18 protein-coding genes are annotated in these 20,113 nt (G+C 72.5%); 8 read left to right on the forward strand and 10 right to left on the reverse strand.

The genetic code is table 11. The features are described from left to right. The first annotated feature begins 135 nt into the window (after positions 1 to 135). Positions 136 to 816: a DUF6518 family protein gene (locus ACFE7H_RS02350; protein WP_375399578.1), complete on the forward strand. Its 681-nt coding sequence runs from the start codon at positions 136 to 138 to the stop codon at positions 814 to 816. Positions 817 to 856: 40 nt separating this feature from the next. Here the strand turns inward: ACFE7H_RS02350 and ACFE7H_RS02355 are convergent, their stop codons facing one another. The 6 genes from ACFE7H_RS02355 to ACFE7H_RS02380 form a co-directional block, all read right to left on the reverse strand. Then, the gene (locus ACFE7H_RS02355) at positions 857 to 1,630 is read right to left on the reverse strand and encodes a C40 family peptidase (protein WP_375399579.1); all 774 of its coding nucleotides are present in this window, start codon (positions 1,628 to 1,630) and stop codon (positions 857 to 859) included. A 304-nt stretch (positions 1,631 to 1,934) separates the two neighbouring features. Then, a complete protein-coding gene (locus ACFE7H_RS02360; protein ID WP_375399580.1) occupies positions 1,935 to 4,133 on the reverse strand; it encodes a S9 family peptidase in 2,199 nt (732 codons plus the stop codon). Further along, on the reverse strand, positions 4,130 to 5,659 hold the full coding sequence (locus ACFE7H_RS02365; RefSeq protein WP_375399581.1) for a phosphotransferase: 1,530 nt from the start codon (positions 5,657 to 5,659) through the stop codon (positions 4,130 to 4,132). The genes ACFE7H_RS02360 and ACFE7H_RS02365 overlap by 4 nt, the downstream gene beginning before the upstream one ends. Positions 5,660 to 5,853: 194 nt before the next feature. Then, positions 5,854 to 6,147, reverse strand: coding sequence for a hypothetical protein (locus tag ACFE7H_RS02370; protein ID WP_375399582.1), 294 nt, complete (start codon positions 6,145 to 6,147; stop codon positions 5,854 to 5,856). After that, a complete protein-coding gene (locus tag ACFE7H_RS02375; protein ID WP_375399583.1) occupies positions 6,144 to 6,272 on the reverse strand; it encodes a hypothetical protein in 129 nt (42 codons plus the stop codon). The genes ACFE7H_RS02370 and ACFE7H_RS02375 overlap by 4 nt, the downstream gene beginning before the upstream one ends. Positions 6,273 to 6,336: 64 nt before the next feature. Next, on the reverse strand, positions 6,337 to 8,934 hold the full coding sequence (locus tag ACFE7H_RS02380) for an ATP-dependent DNA ligase (protein ID WP_375399584.1): 2,598 nt from the start codon (positions 8,932 to 8,934) through the stop codon (positions 6,337 to 6,339). 395 nt (positions 8,935 to 9,329) lie between these two features. Between ACFE7H_RS02380 and ACFE7H_RS02385 the strand changes: the two genes are divergently transcribed. Then, positions 9,330 to 10,238: a Ku protein gene (locus ACFE7H_RS02385; protein WP_375399585.1), complete on the forward strand. Its 909-nt coding sequence runs from the start codon at positions 9,330 to 9,332 to the stop codon at positions 10,236 to 10,238. A 62-nt stretch (positions 10,239 to 10,300) separates the two neighbouring features. After that, the gene (locus ACFE7H_RS02390; RefSeq protein ID WP_375399586.1) at positions 10,301 to 10,840 is read left to right on the forward strand and encodes a hypothetical protein; all 540 of its coding nucleotides are present in this window, start codon (positions 10,301 to 10,303) and stop codon (positions 10,838 to 10,840) included. Positions 10,841 to 10,977: 137 nt separating this feature from the next. Here the strand turns inward: ACFE7H_RS02390 and ACFE7H_RS02395 are convergent, their stop codons facing one another. Continuing rightward, positions 10,978 to 11,493, reverse strand: coding sequence for a DUF6328 family protein (locus tag ACFE7H_RS02395; RefSeq protein ID WP_375399587.1), 516 nt, complete (start codon positions 11,491 to 11,493; stop codon positions 10,978 to 10,980). Between the two features lie 28 nt (positions 11,494 to 11,521). Here ACFE7H_RS02395 and ACFE7H_RS02400 point away from each other — a divergent pair, with 28 nt between their 5' ends. Then, positions 11,522 to 12,904, forward strand: a complete 1,383-nt coding sequence (locus ACFE7H_RS02400) for an FAD-binding oxidoreductase (protein WP_375399588.1) — start codon at positions 11,522 to 11,524, stop codon at positions 12,902 to 12,904. A gap of 262 nt (positions 12,905 to 13,166) precedes the next feature. Here the strand turns inward: ACFE7H_RS02400 and ACFE7H_RS02405 are convergent, their stop codons facing one another. Continuing rightward, positions 13,167 to 13,967: an SDR family NAD(P)-dependent oxidoreductase gene (locus ACFE7H_RS02405; RefSeq protein ID WP_375399589.1), complete on the reverse strand. Its 801-nt coding sequence runs from the start codon at positions 13,965 to 13,967 to the stop codon at positions 13,167 to 13,169. 92 nt (positions 13,968 to 14,059) lie between these two features. Between ACFE7H_RS02405 and ACFE7H_RS02410 the strand changes: the two genes are divergently transcribed. Next, entirely contained in the window at positions 14,060 to 15,214 is a 1,155-nt protein-coding gene (locus ACFE7H_RS02410) for a PrsW family intramembrane metalloprotease (protein ID WP_375399590.1), read from the forward strand. 88 nt (positions 15,215 to 15,302) lie between these two features. On the opposite strand, the gene ACFE7H_RS02415 is transcribed toward ACFE7H_RS02410, so the two are convergent. After that, the gene (locus ACFE7H_RS02415) at positions 15,303 to 16,058 is read right to left on the reverse strand and encodes a M50 family metallopeptidase (RefSeq protein WP_375399591.1); all 756 of its coding nucleotides are present in this window, start codon (positions 16,056 to 16,058) and stop codon (positions 15,303 to 15,305) included. Further along, on the reverse strand, positions 16,055 to 17,392 hold the full coding sequence (locus ACFE7H_RS02420; protein ID WP_375399592.1) for an MFS transporter: 1,338 nt from the start codon (positions 17,390 to 17,392) through the stop codon (positions 16,055 to 16,057). The genes ACFE7H_RS02415 and ACFE7H_RS02420 overlap by 4 nt, the downstream gene beginning before the upstream one ends. 111 nt (positions 17,393 to 17,503) lie before the next feature. Between ACFE7H_RS02420 and ACFE7H_RS02425 the strand changes: the two genes are divergently transcribed. The 3 genes from ACFE7H_RS02425 to ACFE7H_RS02435 all read left to right on the forward strand — a co-directional run bounded on the left by ACFE7H_RS02425 (position 17,504) and on the right by ACFE7H_RS02435 (position 20,014). Next, a complete protein-coding gene (locus ACFE7H_RS02425) occupies positions 17,504 to 17,872 on the forward strand; it encodes an FKBP-type peptidyl-prolyl cis-trans isomerase (protein WP_375399593.1) in 369 nt (122 codons plus the stop codon). A 243-nt stretch (positions 17,873 to 18,115) separates the two neighbouring features. Next, positions 18,116 to 18,679 (forward strand): adenine phosphoribosyltransferase, encoded by a 564-nt coding sequence (locus ACFE7H_RS02430; protein WP_375399698.1) that lies wholly within the window; start codon positions 18,116 to 18,118, stop codon positions 18,677 to 18,679. A gap of 183 nt (positions 18,680 to 18,862) precedes the next feature. After that, on the forward strand, positions 18,863 to 20,014 hold the full coding sequence (locus tag ACFE7H_RS02435) for a DUF4192 family protein (RefSeq protein WP_375399594.1): 1,152 nt from the start codon (positions 18,863 to 18,865) through the stop codon (positions 20,012 to 20,014). Positions 20,015 to 20,113: the final 99 nt, after the last annotated feature.

A 20,113-nucleotide genomic window follows, 5' to 3' on the forward strand; every position in this document is an offset into this window, starting at 1 on the left:
AACGATCCGCGCACGGTGCACACCGGCCCGGGTCGGCCAGCCCGCAGCGGCAGCAACCCCTGTGTACCGTGACCGGTGCGGCGGACGACGCCTGCGAAACCAGCACGGTAGAAGCGGAAGCGGGGTGGGGCGCCGGTGACCGCTCAGCCCATCCCGCGATCGCGTGCCGCCATCGACCGGCGGTACGCCCAGCCCGCGGCGGCCGCCGTGCTGCTGTGTGCGGCGATCGGGCTCGGGTGGGGAGTGCTCGCGCGGGTGCTGACCGACTCGCCGACGGCGGCCCTGCACGACCTGGTCGTCTATGCGGCGGTCTGGATCGCCGGCATCGCGACGATCGGCAGGACGGCGCGGTCCCCGCAGCTCGCCGCTTGGTCGGGCGCCGCGGCCTACGGGGCGGCGGTGATCGGCTACTACGGCTGGTCGACGCTGGTGCTCGGCCGGCCCGCGGATCTGCCGGCGCTCGGCTGGGCTGCGGTGGCCGTGACGGTCTGCCCGGCGCTCGCCGCGCTGACCTCCTGGTCCCTGTCGGCTCGGGGCGTGCTGGGCGGGATCGTGCTGGCGGTGCTGGCCGGCGCGATCCTGGTCGACGGGACCACCCAGCAGCTGCTGCTGCGCGCGACCGGTCAGCTGCCCGCGACCATCGCACTGCACCCCGTGCAGGCGGTGCTCGACTTCGCCCTCGTGCTGCTCACGGTGCTCGTCCTGCCGAGGTCGGGGCGGACCCGGTTCGCCGCGGTCGTGGCGGCGGTGCCGTGCATCGCGTTCCTGCCGGGCACCCTGGCCGTGCTGGCTTACAGCACCGGACTGCTCGACTGAGCTGGTCGAAGGGCCGTGTTGAACAGAACCGCCGGTCGACTCAGCGCAGACCGAACCGCACGAAGTGGACCGCGTTGCTCCAGATGGCGCGCTCCTGGATGTTGCGGCCCGCGGAAGGCGCGTCCAGGATGCGGCCGTTCCCGGCGTAGAACCCGATGTGGGACATGTCGTTGAAGACCACCAGGTCGCCCGGCTGGGCGTCGGCTTCCGAGATGCGCACCCCTGCCGCGTCCTCCATGTGCACCGAGTGCGCGACGCTGATGCCGTACCGGGCATAGACGAACATGACGAAGCCAGAGCAGTCCATGCCGCTCGGGTCCGCTCCGCCGAAGACGTACGGCACGCCCAGGTACGACTCCGCGGTCGCGAAGACGGCCTTCAGGCTGAAGGGCAGGTGGTCGGGGTCGGCGGCGTAGTCGGCGGCCGTCTTGCCCGAGTACCGAGCGAATTTGGCAGCGAACGCGCGCCGCTTCTGGACCGGGGTCGGCACGGTGGACGTCAGCTTGTCCCTGGGTGCCACGGCCTGCTGCGCGCCACCATCCACGGCCAGTGCCTGGGTGGGGCCCGCCGTCACGACGACCGCTGCGGCGCCTTGGGCGCCCACCGAGCCGGAGTCGAGCGACGCGCTGCCGCCGGTCGCGACGGGGTCGAAGGCGTACGAGGGCAGCGCCACCGTGGCGACGATGCCGACGGTCAGCCCGGAGACCAGGACCGACAACGTCAGCCGAGCCCAGACCGGCCGGCGACCGGAGCGATCGGATCCGGAGCGACCGGGCCGCGGGGGCACCCGGGCGGCTTCGGCTCGGCGTGCCATACGGCGGGTCGGTAGGACCTCGGTCGTCTGACGTCGTACGGCATCGGTCACGTAGGCCCACCTCCACGCGTGCGCACTCGGATGGACCGGGCCGCCGCTCGTGTGTGAACGTCAAGATTCCGCTGGGGATGCGGTGCGGGCGGGTACCCGCGCCTGACGAACGTCGCCGCCAGGGTCGGCGCGACCTGCGAAACAGTAGCCACCGGATGACGGTTCTGTCACATCGCGTAGCCGCCCGAGCGTGTCGCGCTGACGGATCCGGTCCCGAGGGCTACTGTTCCGCGCGCACGGCCGGACCCCTCGATCAGGCCGTGATCCCCAGCACGTCGAGGATCCAGGCCAGCTCGAACGCTCGCTCCTGCCACGCCGCGTACCGGCCGCTGACGCCGCCGTGGCCCGCGCTCATCTCGGTCTTCAGCAGCACATCGGCGTGCACCTCGCGCAGCTTCGCCGTCCACTTGGCGGGCTCGACGTACAGCACGCGGGTGTCGTTCAGGCTCGTGGTGGCGAGGATGCGCGGGTACGGGTGATCGGCGACGTTCTCCACCGGCGAGTACGCCTTCATGTAGGCGTACACCTGCGGGTCGTGCAGCGGATCGCCCCACTCGTCCCACTCGATCACGGTCAGCGGCAGGGAGGGATCGAGGATCGAGGTGAGCGGATCCACGAACGGCACCCCGGCGTGGATGCCGGCGAACAGCTCCGGCGCGATGTTGGCGACGGCTCCCATCAGCAGGCCGCCGGCGCTCGCCCCCTCGGCGACGAGCTGCGCCGGCGTCGTGAAGCCGGCGTCGATCAGGTGCCGCGCGGCGGCGACGAAGTCGGTGAAGGTGTTGGTCTTCGCCAGCAGCTTGCCCTGGTCGTACCAGTGCCGGCCCATCTCGCCGCCGCCCCGCACGTGCGCGATCGCGAAGACGACGCCGCGGTCCAGCAGCGACAGCCGGGCGATCGAGAACGAGGGGTCCATGCTCGCCTCATACGAGCCGTACCCGTACAGCAGCAGCGGCGCCGGCCGGCGCGGCGCCCCGTCCGGCGCGTCGGTGCCCTGCACGTCGGCGCGGAGCACGTCGGCGCGGCCGACCAGCGAGATCGGCACCTTCGTGCCGTCGTCGGCCACGGCCCACTCGCGGCGCGACACGTAGTGCGTGGGATCGAAGTCGCCGAGCACCGGCTGCTGCTTCAGCCGCCGGCGCTGCCCGGTCGCGACCGTGTAGTCGTACACGGTGGATGGCGTGACCATGGAGGTGTAGCCGAGTCGCAGCGTCGGTTGGTGCCACTCCGGGTTACCGCCGAGACCCGCGGAGAAGATCGGCTCGTCGAACGCGATCTCCTCGATGGAGTCTCCCGTGCCCCCGGAGCCGGTGGTGCGGTGCGGGTCGTAGAGCCCGACCCGCGCCAGACCCTCGCGGCGGTAGGAGACCGCCACGAACTGCGCGAACGCATCCACGTCCTCCAGGCGGGTGGCGTCGCTGTGCGGGATCAGCACGCGCCGCGCGGACTCGTCGCCGGCCGCGTCCACCGGCACCGAGACGAGCTCGAAGTTTGCCGCACGGTCGTTGTGCAGGATCAGCAGGCGGTCCTCGCCGTCCAGCACCGCGTGCTCGACGGAGTACTCCACGCCCTCGTGGCGCGGCCAGACGACCTCGAAGGCCGCATCCGGCTTCGTCGTGTCGAGCAGCCACGACTCGCTGGTCACCTTGGAGCCGAGCCCGATCTCCAGGAACCGGCGACTGCGGGTCATGCCGATGCCCACCCAGAACCGGTCGTCGGGCTCGGTGAAGACCTGCTCGTCGGCCTGACCTGTAGGCCGGCCGAGCGGATGGCGCCACACGGTGTCGGGTCGCCAGGCGTCGTCGCAGGTCGTGTAGTAGATCGACTGGGCGTCCGGCGAGAACTGGGCGCCGGGCATCGTGCCCTCGATCACATCCGGTAACACCTCGCCGGTGTCGATGCGCTTCGCCTTCAGCGTGTACCGCTCGTCGCCGACCGTGTCGACGGCCCAGAGCAGCGTGCCGCCGTCCAGGGACACGTCGAAGCTGCCCAGCGAGTAGAACTCGGTGCCGGCCGCCTCCTCGTTGTCGTCGAGCAGCACCTGCTCGCCGGGCACGTCGTCGGCGAGCTGCGGTGGCGTCCAGTCGTCGGGGGAGGCGATCGGCGCTCGGCAGTGGCGGGCGTACTGCAGGCCCTCCTGCGAGCGGGAGTAGTACCACCAGTCACCCTCGCGGGTGGGCACGGAGAGGTCGGTCTCTTTCGTGCGCGACTTGATCTCGCCGAACAGCGTGGTGCGCAGCGTCGTCAGGTGCGCCAGGCGGGAGTCGGTCCAGGCGTTCTCGGCGGTCAGGTACGCGCGCACCTGCGGGTCGTCCTTGTCGCGGAACCACTCGTAGTCGTCCACGACGGTGTCGCCGTGGTGGGTGCGCGGCTGCGGGTGCTTCGCCGCGACCGGCGGGACGGTGGGGGCGGAGCCGGGATAGGCGCCGTCGGCGGGCTGGATGGTGGTCATGCTGCCTCCAGCAGTCGGTGGACGGCGTGCAGGGGGATGGGGAGCCAGTCGGGGCGGTTGCGCACCTCGTACACGCACTCGTAGAGGGCCTTGTCGAGTTCGAGCGCCGCGAGCAGTGGGGCGACGACGGTCAGGTCGACGCCGGACTCGGCGGCGTATCCGGCCAGGAACGCGTCGCGCGCGGCGTCCGCCCAGGTGCGGGCGTGATCCGCGTCGCCGCCCTCCTGCGCGATCGAGCCGGCCACGTAGTCGAACGACCGCAGGACCCCGGCCACGTCGCGCAGCGCAAGATCGGGCTCGGTGCGCTCCGCCATGGGACGAAGCGGCTCGCCCTCGAAGTCGAGCAGGATCCAGCCGCGCTCCGGCGCGAGCAGCACCTGGCCCAGGTGCAGGTCGCCGTGCACCCGCTGCAGGCTGGGCAGCGGCCCGGTCGTGGCCGCGGCCAGCGCGGCGTCGATGGCTGCGGCGCGCTCACGGACCTGCGGCACCAGCGCCTCCGCCTGCTCGGCGCGGGCAGTCATGCTGCGCCGCAGTGCGGCTCGTGCGCCGTCGTCGGCGTCGCGGATGGGCAGGGCGCGGGCGAGCACGCCGTGCACTTCGGCGGTGGCGGCGCCGAGCGCCCGGGCCTCGTGGGTGAAGTCGGTCCCGGTCCGCGCCGCCCGCAGGGCGACCCGCCAGGCGTCCTCGGTGCCGGCCAGGAACTCCTGGACCACGGCCAGATGGCCGCGCTCGGAGGCGCCGTCCGACCCCCGCCAGGTACCCGCGATCGCGGCGTGAGTCGTCGGGACCCGGTGCGACCCGGCACCGGCGATGACCGACTGCAGGACGACGTCGGGGTTCTCCCCGTGCTGCAGCGTGCGGAACACCTTGACGATCGCGGGCGGCAGCGGGTGGCCGTGCTCGTCGGCCAGCTCGAGGATGATGGAGGTGTTCGACTGCTCGCCGGCGAGCAGCCGCGCGCTCACCACCACCGGCGGCGCCGAGCGCCACCCGAGCGGCACGCCCATCGCGCTGAAACCGTCGCCCCCGGCCTGCCCGGTCAGCGCGAACGCCATGAGCGCGGCACCGAACGCGGCGTCCCGCGGCGCGTCCACGAGCACGCGATCGTCCGTCTGGCCGGCGTCGTCGACCTGCCCCGTGCCGCCGACCTGCCCCGTGCCGCCGACCTGCCCTGTACCGCCGACCTGCCCTGTACCGCCGGCCTGCCCTGTACCTCCGACCGGCCCGATGCGTCCCTCGCTCGGGATCCCCGGATCGCCGGACGCGCGGGTGACCAGGGGAACCTGGTAGAGCGTGCCGCTGCCGGTATCGAACACGAAGTGCACGGCGATGTCCGCGGCGGGATCGGGCGAGGGCAGGCCCACGCGGCCCAGTTCCCGCAGCCGGACGTCGCCACCCTTGCCGAACCACCGCTGGCGGGGCATCCACTCGACCAGGGCGGCGGGCAGCCGCCCCTCGTCCCTCGCAGCCGATTCGAACGCGGTCGAGGTGGACGGAGACGTGGACGCGGCCCCGGTTTCTGCCATGGCCCGACAGTATCGAGCGCTCCTGTCCATTCGGTCCGCCGCCGAGCCGCCGCCTCCGCGCCGCCGCACGCACGAGCGCGATAGCAGGACAGGGTCCCTACCGCAGGTCCCCTGTCGACGGTGGACCTGCTGTCGGCACGTTGTCCTGCTGACGTGCTCCGACCGCGGGCGGAGGGGCGGGGCTGGGCGGAGAGTCAGGGGCGGGAGTCGTCCTCGTCGTCCAGCGGGTCCAGGGCGTCGTCGCGGGCCTCGGCGGCCTGCAGCAGCGCCGTCGACCAGCGCTCGGCGTTCCGCTCGCGCACCCCGCCGGCGGTCTCGGCCACGCGATCCCGCACCTCCGTCGCCCGCTCCGCGACGGACGTCTGCACCGACCGCGCCTGCACTGCGACCCGCCTGCGCACCTCCCGGTCGGCCGCGGCGATCCCCGCCGCGACCCCGGCGACCAGCCCCGCGGCGATGCCGGCGACCGCCCATCCGCGTGCGCTCACTCGCCGCCGGCCTCGCTCTCCTCGCCCGCGTTGAAGTCCGCGTCCTCCGGGATCGAGAAGTCGTGCTCCACGGCGTCTTCCGTCGGTGTGCCCTCGGGGTGGTGGTGCCGATCCGCTGTCGTCATGCCGCCACGGTAGACCGCCGCACCGGCCCGAAGGCGCATCGGCGAGCGGGCCGGGCGGGCCGAGTCAGGATTCCCGGCGCACTTCGGCGGCGTCCTTGTCGGGGCGCCAGCCGCGCCAGCTGGCCTGCCGCAGGCGGCCCGTGTCGGTCCACTCGGCGAACCGCACCTCGCCGACCAGGGACGGGCTGACCCAGGAGGCGTCGCGCGAGTCGGCGGACGGCACATCGAGGAAGGGGCTCGTCGTGCGAGCGAGCGGCCGCAGGCGGGAGGCGACCTCGTCCAGTTCGCGGTCCGAGAACCCCGTGCCGACCCGCCCGATGTAGGTCAAGCCGTCGGTGCCCGGCAGTCCGAGCAGCAGCGACCCGACCCCATCCGCGCGCCGGCCGCTGCCCGGCCGCCACCCGCCGATCACCACCTCCTGCGCCCGCTCGTGCTTCAGCTTCTGCCAGTCCGAACTGCGCCGACCGGCTGCGTACGGCGCCTCGCAGCGCTTGGCCACCACGCCCTCCAGACCCAGGTCGCGGCTGACCCGCATCGCCGCCTCGAGCGCGCCGGCCAGGGCGTCGCCCGTGCCTTCACCGACGGCAGGGGGCACGTCGATCGGGCCGGTGGGCCGCACCAGGCGCGCCAGCACCGCCCGCCGCTCCTCGTACGGCGCGTCCACGAGCGATCCGCCCTCCGCCTCCAGCACGTCGAACAGCAGCAGGCGTACTGCCTGCCGGCGGCGGGCCGCCGCGACGTCCTCGGGCCGGGTCAGGCCCATGCGCTGCTGCAGCCGCGAGAAGCTGGGGCGGCCGCGCTCGTCGGGCGCCACGATCTCGCCGTCCAGCACCGTGCGACCCGGGCCGACCGCCGCCGCCAGGGCGTCCAGCTCCGGATAGGTCGCGGTCAGATCGTTGTCGTTGCGGCTGGTCAGACGCACAGCGCCGTCCTCGACGACGACGATCGCGCGGATCCCGTCCCACTTCATCTCCATCGACCAGCGCCCTGCTGGATCGGGGCCGGAGGCGGGTGCTGCGGAGGCGAGCATCGGGCGCGGCGTGTGCACGGCTGCGTCCTTCGGCTCTTCGACCGCGTGCTCGGGCCGGTGCCGATGGGAGCCGTGACCGCCCGCGTCATCTCCGTCGCGGAGCAGGGCCATCCGATGGATCAGCCACTGCTCGCCGCTCTTCGAATCCCCGCTCGGCGAACCTCCGCCCGTCGAAACTCCAACAGTCGAGCCCGCGCCCGTTGTATCCGCACCCGACTTCGCCCGCCCTCGCCCGGTGCGGATCAGGGCGACCCGGATCGGCTCGCCGGCGAGGCCGCCGCCCTGCCGGCCCTGCAGGGTCGCGATGACCTCGTCGTCGCGCCACTTCTCCGCGGAGTAGGTGCCCGCATCCCAGATGCTGACGGCCCCGCCGCCGTACTCGCCCGCGGGGATCTCGCCCTCGAACGAGCCGTAGTCCAGCGGGTGGTCCTCGGTGTGGACCGCCAGGTGGTTCTTGCCGCCGAGCTGCGGCACACCCTTCGGCAGTGCCCAGGACACGAGCACCCCGTCGCGCTCCAGCCGGAAGTCCCAGTGCAGCCGCCGAGCGTGGTGCTCCTGGATGACGAAGCTGTCGCCCGTGGGCCGCGACCGCGTCTCTCCCGGTTCGACTCCCGGCTCCGGCGTGCGGTCCGCGCTGCGCATGCCGCGATATGCGGCCAGCCGCTGCTCGGCACCCGCCGCGGAATCGGCACCCTCGGCACCCTCGGCGCCCTCGGCGGCGGCGTGCAGCGGCGCGAGCAGGTCGCCTTTTGCATCAAGCCGGTCGAGCACCTCGTGCGGCTCCAGCTGCCGCAGATCGGGCGCTGCCAACTCTCGCCAGGTGCGCGGCCCGGCCGCCGCGGGCCGCACGGTCCCGCGCAGCGAATACGGCACGATCGTGGTCTTCGAGCCGTTGTTCTGGCTCCAGTCCACCAAGACCTTGCCGGCCCGCAGCGACTTCTTCATGTCGCTGACGATCAGGTCGGGGTGGTCGGCTTCCAGTGCGCGGGCCAGCTCGTGGGCGACCGCGCTGATCTCGTCGGCGGTGCGGTTGCCGTCGAGCGGCGAGTACAGGTGGATGCCCTTGGAGCCGCTGGTGACCGGCAGGGCGTCGAGCCCCATCCCGGTCAGGATCGTGCGCGCCGCCCGCGCGACCTCGGCGCACTCGGCCAAGCCGACGCCCTCGCCCGGGTCGAGGTCCAGCACCAGGCGGTCCGGGTTCGCCCGGGTGCCGTCGGAGTGGAAGCGCCACTGCGGCGCGTGCAGCTCCAGCGTCGACATCTGGCCCAGCCACATCAGGGTGGGCAGGTCGTTGACGAGCGGATACAGGGTCGTCCGGCTGGAGTGCTCGATCTCGCGCCGGGCGATCCATGCGGGCGCACCCTGCTCCATATTCTTCGCGAAGAACATCGTGCCGGGGTCGCGCGCCGTGCCGACTCCGTCCACCCAGCGCTTGCGCGTCGCAGCCCGATCCGCGATCAGGGGGATGAGCGCGTCCGCGACCCGGGAGTAGTAATCGAGCACGTCGGCCTTGGTCCAGCCGGTCTCGGGATAGAGCACCTTGTCCAGGTGGGTGACGGCCAGTCGTCGACCGCCGACCAGCACGGTCTGCCGGGACCGCGTGGGGTCCTGGCCGCCCGCAGCGTCGCTCATTCCTCCAGAATGCCCTGGGAGTCTGCTGAATCGCTGAGCGCGGACACGCGAATTCCCTGGCCGCGCCGCAGATTGGCTCGGCCCAGGAGGGGCTGCCGTCCGGCGCGGGTCGGCGCAGCTCGGTGGCGTTGCCGAGGATCGCGACGCGGCCTCGAACGCCTCGATCGTCGGCTGCATGCGGACGCGGTCGCAGTGGTCATCGATCGCGGCGATCGCCTGCTCCACCTCGGACGTGCTGCGCCCGACCATCCGGTCGACCTGCCATACCGGCGGCGGCATCCGCCCGGTATCGGCGGCAGCGACACACCCTGCTGCGAAGCACAGTGCCTGATGAACGGCTGGTGAAACGTGGATTGGGGGCTGACAGGGTCCCGTGGGTGCGCCACGCTTCTCTGATGCGGAGCATCTGGCGTGGCGCCATCACCTTCGGCCTGGTCAACGTGCCCGTGAAGCTCTATGCGGCCACCGAGGACCACGACGTGCCCCTCCACCAGGTGCACGACCAGGACGGCGGCCGCATCCGGTACCAGCGTCGCTGCGAGGTCTGCGGCGCGATCGTGGAGTACGACCACATCGACAAGGCGTACGACGACGGGGAGCGCACGGTCGTGCTGACCGGCGAGGACCTGAAGTCGCTGCCGGTCGAGAAGAGCCGCGAGATCGACGTGGTCGAGTTCGTGCCGAGCAACCAGGTCGACGCCGTCCGTCTGGACAAGAGCTACTTCCTGGAGCCCGACTCCAAGAGCCCGCGCAGCTACCTGCTGCTGCGCACGGTGCTGCAGCAGACCGAGCGCACCGCGATCGTGCAGTACACGCTGCGGCAGAAGACCCGGCTGGGCGCGCTTCGCGTGCACGGCGATGTGCTGCTGCTGCAGTCCCTGCTGTGGGACGACGAGGTGCGGCAGCCCGACTTCCCGGCACTGCAGAGCGACCTGACCATCCAGGATCGCGAACTGAAGATGGCGAAGTCGCTCGTGAAGGAGTTCGAGAGCGACTTCACTCCGGCCCAGTACACCGACGACTACCAGGCACAGCTGCACCGCCTGATCGAGGCGAAGCTGGAGCAGGGCGAGGCGCTCTACACGCAGGCGACCTTCGGCGAGGAGGGCGAGCCGGAGTCGAAGGGCGAGGGCGAGGTCATCGACCTGATGGAGGCGCTCCGGCGCAGCGTGGAGTCCAATCGCACCGCGAAGGGCCGATCGGGCGGGAAGCGGGTCGACGCCACGCATGCCGAGGACGACGAGGACGAGGACGAGACGCCGAAGAAGGCGCCGAAGCGCACCCGCGAGAAGCAGGGCGCCTGACGGGCTCGCCGCGCTGGCGCCGATGGACAGGCAGCCGGTGATCGCCCGATGGTGAGTTGTCGGTGGTGAGTGGTCGGCTGGTCGGAAGCGAGCAGCAGTCGTATCAGGTGCGGTTCGACTGGGGCGTCGCCGGCGCGCACGCCGTGGCGGCCGATGCCGACGTGCTGGTGTGGATCGATGCGCTCGACCCGGCGCCGGCCCCGCTGACGCTGCTGCCCGGGCGGCCCGCCGTGGTCGAGGCCGCGTTGCCCGACGCCGTCGCGATTGCGGCGTGGATCCTGGCGCTGCAGGAGCAGCGCCAGCGCCGCACCGTGGTCGCGCTGATCGCGGCCGGTGCAGCCCGCGGTGACGGGCTGCGCTTCGCGGTGGAGGACCTGCTGACGGCCGGCGCCGTCGTGGACGCCCTGGAGTCGCGGGGGATCGACGCGTTCTCGCCGGAGGCCGCGGCCGCCGACGCCGCCTACCGCACCCTGAAGGGCGCGGTCGGGCACCTCTTCCGGTCCGCGGCCGGCGGCGCCTCGGTGCCGGACTCGGCGCTCCGGATCGACCCGGTCCGCACCCCGGCCGACGTGGTGGTGCGCCGCCCCTCACGCGCCCCATGACGACCCGGCCGACGCCCTCCGGCGTCGAGGAATTCAGGAAGATTCAAGGAATGAAGGATGGACCGGGCGGATCCGGCCTGCATGACTCGGGATCGCCTGAATTCTGCGCGGCAGTCCTTGTCCGGAGTCCCCGCGGCTCAGACCGGGGTTCCCCGCCTCGACTCACCGGCGACCGTGCGCGCCGGCAGTACTAGCCACAGCCCCACCAGCCCGAGCACGGCGAGCGCAGCACCTGCGACGCCGGCCGCCGGGCCGATCGCGACGTCGAGCACCAGTAGCACCACGCCCACCGTGGTGACCGCGGTCACGCCGAGCGACACCCGCACCAGGCGGTGACTGATGCGGACCAGGTCGGCCATGGCTCGGCGCCGGAACAGCGCACGGTGCAGGGCGACCGGCGCCAGGGCGATGATCGTGCTGGCGGCCGCGAGTACGACGAGCACGCCGTACAGCGTTTTCGGGAACGCGTCGAGCTGCGGGAAGCGCTGCTGGAACGCCACCGTCAGCAGGAAGCCGGTCAGGATCTGCGTGCCCGTCTGCAGGATGCGCAACTCCTGCAGCAGCCCGTTCCAGTTGCGGTCGAGCCGCTCGGTCTCGGTCTCGTCGCGGCCGTCGCCCGGCACCGCGTCGTGCTCGCCGTCCCGGACCGCCATACCTGCGCACTGTACTTAAGCTGAGCCGATGCGCATCGTCGAGGACCTGCGCGCCGAGCTCGGCGACCGGATCGTCACCGAGCCGCAGGTGCTGCAGGCGATGCGCACCGACCGCAGCGGCTGGGTCGGACCGGGGACGCCCGCCGTTCTCGTCCGGGCGGCGAGCGTCGCGGACGTGCAGGCGGTCATGCGTCTCGCCTCCGTCCACCGCGTCCCGGTCGTGCCGCGTGGCGCGGGGACGGGCCTCGCCGGAGGAGCGATCGGTACCGAGGGCGCGATCGTCCTGGACCTGTCGGGAATGCGCCGCGTGCTCGAGGTCGACGTGCAGAACGAGGTCGCCGTGGTCGAGCCGGGCATCGTCACCGACGACCTGGCCGCGGTGCTCGCGGAGCACGAGCTGTGGTGGCCGCCCGATCCGGCCAGCCGGGCGATCTCGACGGTCGGCGGCAACATCGCCACCAATGCCGGCGGCCTGCTCTGCGCCAAGTACGGCGTGACACGGGAGTCGGTGCTCGGCCTGCGCGTGGTGCTCGCCGACGGCACGCTGATCGGCGTCGGACGCCGCACCGTCAAGGGCGTCGCCGGCTACGACCTGACGGCGCTGATGGTGGGCTCGGAGGGCACGCTCGGCGTGGTGGTCGAGGCGACGCTGAAGCTGCGCCGCATCAGCCGCGACCCGGTCGTCACGATCGGCGCGACGTTCCCGGACGTGATCGCCGCCGCGGCCGCTGCGGCCGCGATCACCGCATCCGGACTGCGGCCTGCGGCGCTGGAGCTGATGGACGCCGCCACCTGCACCGCGATCGACGACCTGCTGCAGCCCTCCGCGGAGTACCCCGTGCTCGCCGGCCGGGGCGCATTCCTGCTGGTGCGCACCGACTCCGCCGCAGCCGCGGACGAGGCGGCCCTCGCCGCCCGCCTGATCCGGCATGCGGGCGGCGAGCCGGAGGTGAGTACCGACGCGCTCACGGGGGAGCGGCTGATGCAGGTGCGGCGCAGCGCCCATCCGGCCTACGCGCGCCTCGGCGAGGTGCTGATCGAGGATGTGGCCGTGCCCCGCTCGGCACTGCCGGCGATGTTCGCGGCCACGGAACGGATCGGGGCGTCGCACGGCATCCCCATCCCCACGATCGCGCACGCCGGCGACGGCAACCTGCATCCGAATCTGGTCGTGCCGCCGCACCTCGCCGGTGAGCCCGGCCACATCCCGGACGTGGTGTGGTCGGCGGCCGACGAGCTCTTCCACGAGGCCATCGCCCTCGGTGGCACGCTGACCGGCGAGCACGGGGTCGGGATCCTGAAGCGTCGCTGGCTGGCCGACGAACTGGGCGGCGACGTCTTCGCCCTCTCGGAGCGCCTGAAGGCGGCCTTCGACCCCCTGAACATCCTGAACCCGGGCAAGGTGCTCTGAGCCCATTGTCCCGCCGCCGCTACGGCGGCGGGAGTCGTGGGCAGTCCGCTGTGTTTACTGGTGCGCCGCCGCTACTGCGGCGCACGTCGTTTGCAGTCCGCTGCGGCGGCTAAGCCGCCTTCGCTACCGACCCAGCGCGGGGCGGCACTACACGAAACGAACTCCCGCCGCCGATGCTGGTTCGGGAGCGGAGGGCCGCCACGTCGGCCCGCAGCGGACTGCCCACGACTCCGGCCGCAGCAGCGGCGGCCGGACAATGAACTCAGATGCTGGCGACCGCTCCGGCGTCCACTCGGTAGTTGGCGCCGTTGACGAATGATGCACGGTCGCTGACCAGGTAGGCGATGACGCTGGCGACCTCGTCGGGTTCGCCGCGACGCTTGATGGCCATGTAGGGCCGCTTGTCGGAGAGGAAGGTCTCGACGGCCTGGTCGAACGACAGGTCCTCCTGCGCGGAGCGCTTCACCATCATCGCGTCGGTCATCGGCGTGTGGATGAATGCGGGGGACACGCAGTTGGTCAGCAGGCCCTCCTTGGCGTAGGTGCGCGAGAGGCCCTTCATGAGCGCGAGCACGCCCGCCTTGGCGGAGCAGTAGGGGATCTCGTCGTCGTAGGGCTGCACGCCGTCCTCGCTGGCGAGCAGCACGATGCGGCCCCAGCCGCCGTTCCGCAGATGCGGCAGGAACGTACTGACCACCCGGACGGGACCCATCAGGTCGACCTCCAGGGTGTGGGTCCAGCCCTCGTCGTCGATCTCGTGGAAGAACCCCTGCGCTCCGGTGATGCCCGCCGACTGCACCAGGATGTCGATCTCGCCGACCGACTGCTCCACATTGCTGCGGAGCGCCGCCAGCGATTCGAGCGATGTGACGTCGGCCGCGAAGGCGAACAGCCGCCCCTCCGGCGCCTGCAGTCGCGCGGCGGATTCCTCGAGCGTGCCCTGGTCCAGGTCGCTCAGCACGACCGTGGCGCCCTCGTCCAGCAGCAGCCGCGCCGTGTGCCAGCCGATGCCGGAGTCGCCGCCCGTGATGAGTGCCCGCTTGCCCGTGATGCCGAGGTCCATACGGGCACTCTACGAAGGCGTTCTCGTGCACTCAGAACCCGTCCGGTTCTTTCCCAGCGGTCGATCGGGTTCGGACCCGTTGCATTGGAGGGGTGACCCGCATCGATCCCGCGCCCACCCTGCAGGCACCGATCTGGAGCGAGCCGCAGCGGCCCGGACACGTCGGCACGGTGCTCGCGGCGATCGTCGGCATCGCGATCGGTGTGCTGGCGGTGTTCGCGGTCGGGTTGTATCTGCTGGCAGGCCTGGGGCCCGCCGCGGTCGTGATCGCGGGGATCCTGGCGCTCATCCCGTTCCTGATCGTGCTGCTGGTCATCCGCTGGATCGACCGGTGGGAGCCGGAGCCGCGTCCCGCCCTGGTGTTCGCCGTGCTGTGGGGGGCGGGGGTCGCCGTCGCGGTCGCGCTGCTGTTCGACCTGGGCGTCAGCCTGACGCTCGCCGCCGTGGGGGGGAAGGCGAACTCGCTGCTGCAGGCGGTCGTGCAGGCGCCGCTCGTGGAGGAGGGCGCCAAGGGCTTCGGCGTGTTGCTGCTGTTCTGGTTCAACCGCCGCTCGTTCGACGGCCCGGTCGACGGCGTCGTGTACGCGGCCAGCGTCGCGGCGGGCTTCGCCTTCAGCGAGAACATCCTGTACTTCGGGCGCACCCTGGTCAGCGACGGGATCAGCCCGCAGCTCGCGGTCATCTTCGTCGCCCGGGGCGTCTTCTCGCCCTTCGCCCACGCCCTGTTCACCTCCTGCACCGGGTATCTGCTGGGCCGGGCGGCGGAGGCGGGTCGCAGTCGATTCGCGGCGATCGGCTTCTATCTGCTCGGCCTGATCCCGGCGGCGATCCTGCACGCCCTCTGGAACGGCGGCTTGGCCCTGTCGCGGGACGTGATCGGCTACTACTTCACGGTGGAGGTACCGCTGTTCCTGCTCGCCCTGGCGTTCGTGCTGGTCCTGCGTCGGCGGGAGCGCCGCATCACCCGCGAGCGGCTGACCGAGTACGCCCAGGCGGGCTGGTTCACCGGCGATGAGGTCGCGCTCTTGTCCACCTGGACCGGCCGTCGGCATGCCCTTCAGTGGGCGGACCGGCAACCCGACCGGGCGCGCAAGCGGGTCGCGATGCGGCGGTTCGTCCGCGACGCCACCCGGCTGGGCCACGCGCGGCAGCGATTGCTGCGGCAGCGCACCGGTGTCGGTCGCACCCCGGACGAGCAGGCGCTGCTGCAGGCGATCGCCGGCGACCGTCGCCTGCTCGTCAGCTGAGCAGCGAGGTCCGAGCACGCCTGTTCGGAACTCGCACTCCGCGGCGCCGGCGAGTGCCAGTCCCGAAGGAGTGTGGAAGCGGATCCGCTCAGGGCAGTGGAACCAGGCCGAGCAGCAACCCCGCCCCGGCGAGGGCCGCGAGCGCGAGCAGCACGAACACCCCGACCCAGATCAGGGCCGGCAGGTGGGTGAGGGCGGCCAGCTGGTCGGCGTCGGAGGTGCGCGAGCGGTCGCGAGCGCGGGACGCCGGCAGTTCCGCTGCAGCGCGCAGCCCGCCGAGCAGCAGCAGCGCGGCCAGCGCCGTGGCCGCGACCGATCGCCAGCCGGCGTCGAGCAGCCAGGTCGCCGCACCGACCGCCACGCCGGCGACGAGCACGCTCCACAGGCCGAACCAGTTGCGGATCTGCAGCAGCACGAGCACGAGCAGCGCGACCGCACCGCACAGCGCGGCGGCCGCGTGGCCCGCACCGACCGCCCACGCCATCAGCACTCCGGCGACGGACGGCGCCGGGTAGCCCGCCAGCACCGTCGCGATCATTCCCATCCCGCGCCGCCGCCCGACGCTGACGGTCACTCCGGAGGTGTCGGAGTGCAGCCGGATGCCCGCCAGCCGTCGACCGGTCAGCGTCGCGGCCGCGCCGTGGCCCGCCTCGTGCACGATGGTGATCCCGTGACGCAGCAGCCGCCAGACCCGTGGCACCGCGACCGCGAGCACCACGGCACCCGCGGTCAGCAGCAGATGCAGCCGGTCCGGCGGCGCCGAGACGGCGATGATCCGGTCCACGACCTCTGCCAGCAGGTTCCGCCAGAACGGGACTCCAGCCGCAGCTGCAGCCGCGGTCACGGCGTCGGCGCGGCGCCGTCGTAGTGGCGGAAGCCGCGGGACCGTGACACGAGCACGGTGACGAGCGCGATCACCAGCAGGCCCCCGAGCAGCGGTGGCAGCCAGAGCGCGCTCCCGGTCGCCAGCAGTCCCACGTACAGGCCGCCGATGCGCGGTCCGCCGGTCACGACCACGGTGAACACGCCCTGCAGCCGGCCCCGGACGCCGTCGGGCGCGGCGGCCTGCAGCATCGTGGACCGGAAGATGGCGCTCACGTTGTCCGCGGCGCCCGCGCCCGCCAGCAGCACCGCCGCCGCTGCGACGGCCACGACGTCGGCCCGCAAACCGGACACCGCGGGCAGCCAGCCGCCCGCTTCGCCGAGCGCGGTGACGGCCAGCACCCCTCCGAACGCCGCGATGCAAGCGCCGTACGCCTGGATGCTGCGCTCGATGGCGACGCCGTGGCGCCGCACGCCTCCCAGCCGGCCGGAGACCACGCTGCTGCCGAGCGCGCCGAGTGCGAAGGCGGTCGTCAGCACGCCGACCGTGACGGCACCGCCGCCGAGCAGCATCACTCCGACGGCGGGCAGCAGCACCTGCGGCTGGCCGAATGTCATCGCCACGATGTCCACCAGAAAGCTCATCCGGATGTTCGGGGCGGTCCGAAGAAAGTCGATGCCGCTTTTCAGGGACTTGAGGCCCGGCCGCTGCACGTCGTGTTCGGGCGGCATCGCCGGCAGCGCGATCAGGCTGACCAGTCCCGCGAGCGACAGCACCGCGTCGATCGTGTAGCACCACGGGAACCCGACACCCGCGACCAGCACGCCCCCGACAGCGGGTCCGACGGTCACCGCGAGCCCGGTCGCGATGCCCGACAGCGCCGCCGCCGCGGGCAGCAGCGCGATCGGCAGCAGTCGCGGCTGGATCGCCGACTGCGTCGCCATCAGCACCGTCGCCCCGACCGCCGACAGCACGGTCAGGGCGTACAGCGACAGCACCGTCTGGGTGCCGGTCCAGGAGAGCACGGCCAGCAGCACCGACGCCAGCTCGGCCAGCAGCGCCGACACGAACGCCACCCGCCGACGGTCGAACGCGTCCGCGATCATGCCCCCGTACAGGCCCGCGAGCACGATCGGCAGCAGCACGATCACCCCGACCAGCGACACCGCGAACGTCGACCGGGTCAGGCCGTAGACGTCGAGCGCCACCGCGAAGATCGTCAACTGCGACCCGATGCCGGCTAGGGCGCGACCCGCGAACAGCCGCGCGAAGGCGGGGGAGTGCCGAAGCGGAGCCACGTCGACCAGGTGTCCCCGCCGGGTCGCCGGAGGCGAGGGAGTGGGATCGGCCGACATGCTGCCGTAATTCTCCGCGATCCGGCCTCAGCCTTGCTCCGTCCCGCCCGCCCGAGGTCCCGTCCGCCCTGTGCAGCTTCCTGTCCGGACGCCGGTGCTTGACTGACTGTCATGACCGACCTCAGCAGCAAGCCCGAGCTCGACGCCCCCGACGGCCCCGCCCCAGACGACCTCGTGATCGAGGACATCGTCGTCGGCGACGGTGCAGAAGCGGTCGACGGCGGCACCGTCACCGTGCACTACCTCGGCGTCGACTACGACTCCGGCGACGAGTTCGACTCCTCCTGGAGCCGCGGCCAGTCGATCTCGTTCCCGCTCGGCAACCTGATCCAGGGCTGGAAGCTGGGCATCCCCGGCATGAAGGTGGGCGGGCGCCGCAAGTTGATCGTGCCCCCGCACCTCGCCTACGGGGCGGCCGGCGCCGGGCACCGCCTCTCCGGACACACCCTGATCTTCGTGATCGACCTGCTGAAGGCTTGATCCGGCGAGCGCTCGGCGCCCCAGCACGACACGCCGCCCGAATCGTTCTCCCAGGAACAGGTTCTTGCGGAACGGCACCGGACGGGAGCACTCTGAATCCGTTGATTCATCGCCCGGGCGAGTTGCAGGCAGCGCCGCACCACCGGGCGATGAGTCTGTCCGGGCCCGGATCGTTCTCGGCCCGCGGCCCCAGCTAGTCTCCGCCGTGTGGACAGCGGTGGCAGTGACATCGGTAGCAGGGACATCGGTAGCAGGGGAAGGGGCAGGCGGGACAGCGGCACCGAGACCGCAGCGCAACTCGTCGACCGGCTCACCGCGGTGGTACCCGACTTCCCCCACGCCGGGGTGCTGTTCCGCGACTTGACGCCCACCCTCGCCGACGCCACGGCGCTCCGCGCCATCACCGACGAGTTGGTGGCGACCTTCGCGGGATCCTTCGACGTGGTCGCGGGGATCGAGGCCCGCGGGTTCCTGCTGGCCGCGGCCGCCGCCTACGCCGCCGGCACCGGGGTGCTCGCGGTCCGCAAGGGCGGCAAGCTGCCGCCGCAGACGCTCACCGAGCACTACGACCTGGAGTACGGCAGCGCGGCGCTCGAGGTGCGGCCCGAGGAGTTCCCCGTCGGCGCCCGGGTGCTGGTGCTCGACGACGTGCTCGCGACCGGCGGCACCGTCGCCGCCACCTGCACGCTGCTGGAGCGCGCCGGCGGCTCCGTGGCCGGCGTCGGAGTCGTCATGGAGCTGGCGGGACTCGGCGGCCGGAAACGCCTCGCGGGGCGATCCGTCCACGCGATCCGGCTGATCGACTGACCTGCTGCCCCGACTGCCCACATCGGCGTCACCTGCGCCGGCGCGCGCAGCAGCAGACGACGCGAATCCGCGCAGACCGAGTGGGGCGCATCCGCTCCTCCACAGCTGCGTCGAGCGGCCGCTCGTGCCCGTCCGGCAACCCCGGCCGCCCGCGCGGGCAGCCGGGGCGGCACGCTCGCCGCCATGACCACACCCACCGTCGTGAAGGCGGACAGCGCCGCCGACTTCCTGCGTCTCGTACCCCGTCTCGTCGGCATGCGTCCCGCGCGCAGCCTGGTACTGGCTGCGTTCAGCGGCTCCCGCACCGGCAGCGCCCTCCGGGTCGACCTCCCGGCAGCAGGCGCGGATCTGTCCGCGTTCGCGGACCTCTACATCGGTCTCATCTGCCGCATCGACCAGGTCGACGGCATCGCGGCCGTCGCCTACACCGACGCCACCCATCGCGAGGCGATCCGCGGTCCGGAAGCGGCACTGCTGCATCAGGTCGCGACCTGCGCCGACCGTGCCGGCCTCACGGTGAAGAGCGTGTTCATGGTCGCCGCCGACGGCTGGAGTTCGGCAGGGCACGGGAGCGGCCGGGCTGCGCAGCCGCTGGCAACGATCCAGGACGATCCGGTCGGCGACGGCCTTCTCGACAGCGGCCTGCTCGGCCGCGATCTGCTCGACATCGACGCAGCCGTACGGCTGTCCGAGCGGCCGCCCGCGATGCAGCACCGGTTCGAGCGCGCGGTCGCCGCCCGCCTGGCGAACGGCGCCGACGACCTGCTGCAGCTGGACCCGAGCGACCGCATCGAGGGCGCCCTGACGGCGACGGGGTCGGGCTTCGGCCTCCCCGACGATGCGACCGTGCTGCTGGCCGCAGCCCTCCGCATTCCCGCGCTCCGCGACATCGTGCTGCTGCAGATCGGCTGGGGCGCCGAGTTCGGCAGCCACGCCTGGCGCCGCGGCGGCGAAGACCGGCCCGTGACGATCGACGAGCCGACGGCCATGGCCTTCACCGGTGGGGACATGGCACGGCCGGATCCCGCCCGCATCGAGCGGGCGATCGTGCGGCTGAAGGACGTCGCGGCCCTCACACCACAGGATCGCCGTGCGCCGGTGCTCACCTCGATCGCGTGGCTGCACTGGGCGCTCGGCCGCGGGACCCTCGCCGGCCGGTTCGTCGACCTGGCCCAGTCGGCGGACCCGGGATATTCGTTGACGAGACTGATCGCCGCGCTGCTCGCGAATAGCGTGCTGCCCGAGTGGGCCTACCGCGACACGCCCTTCTCGGCACAGGCGTCCCGGTGGCGCACGACCAGGGCGAGGCCGCCGACCCGGCGGGGCCGTCGATGAATGAGCCCGATGGGTGGGCCCGTAGAATGGCTCGCCCATTCCGTGGCCGTCCGCATCCGTGCAGGACCGTCGCACGCGCGGATTCGGCTGGAAGGAAGC

This window comes from uncultured Amnibacterium sp., from assembly GCF_964250715.1.
GTDB lineage: Bacteria > Actinomycetota > Actinomycetes > Actinomycetales > Microbacteriaceae > Amnibacterium.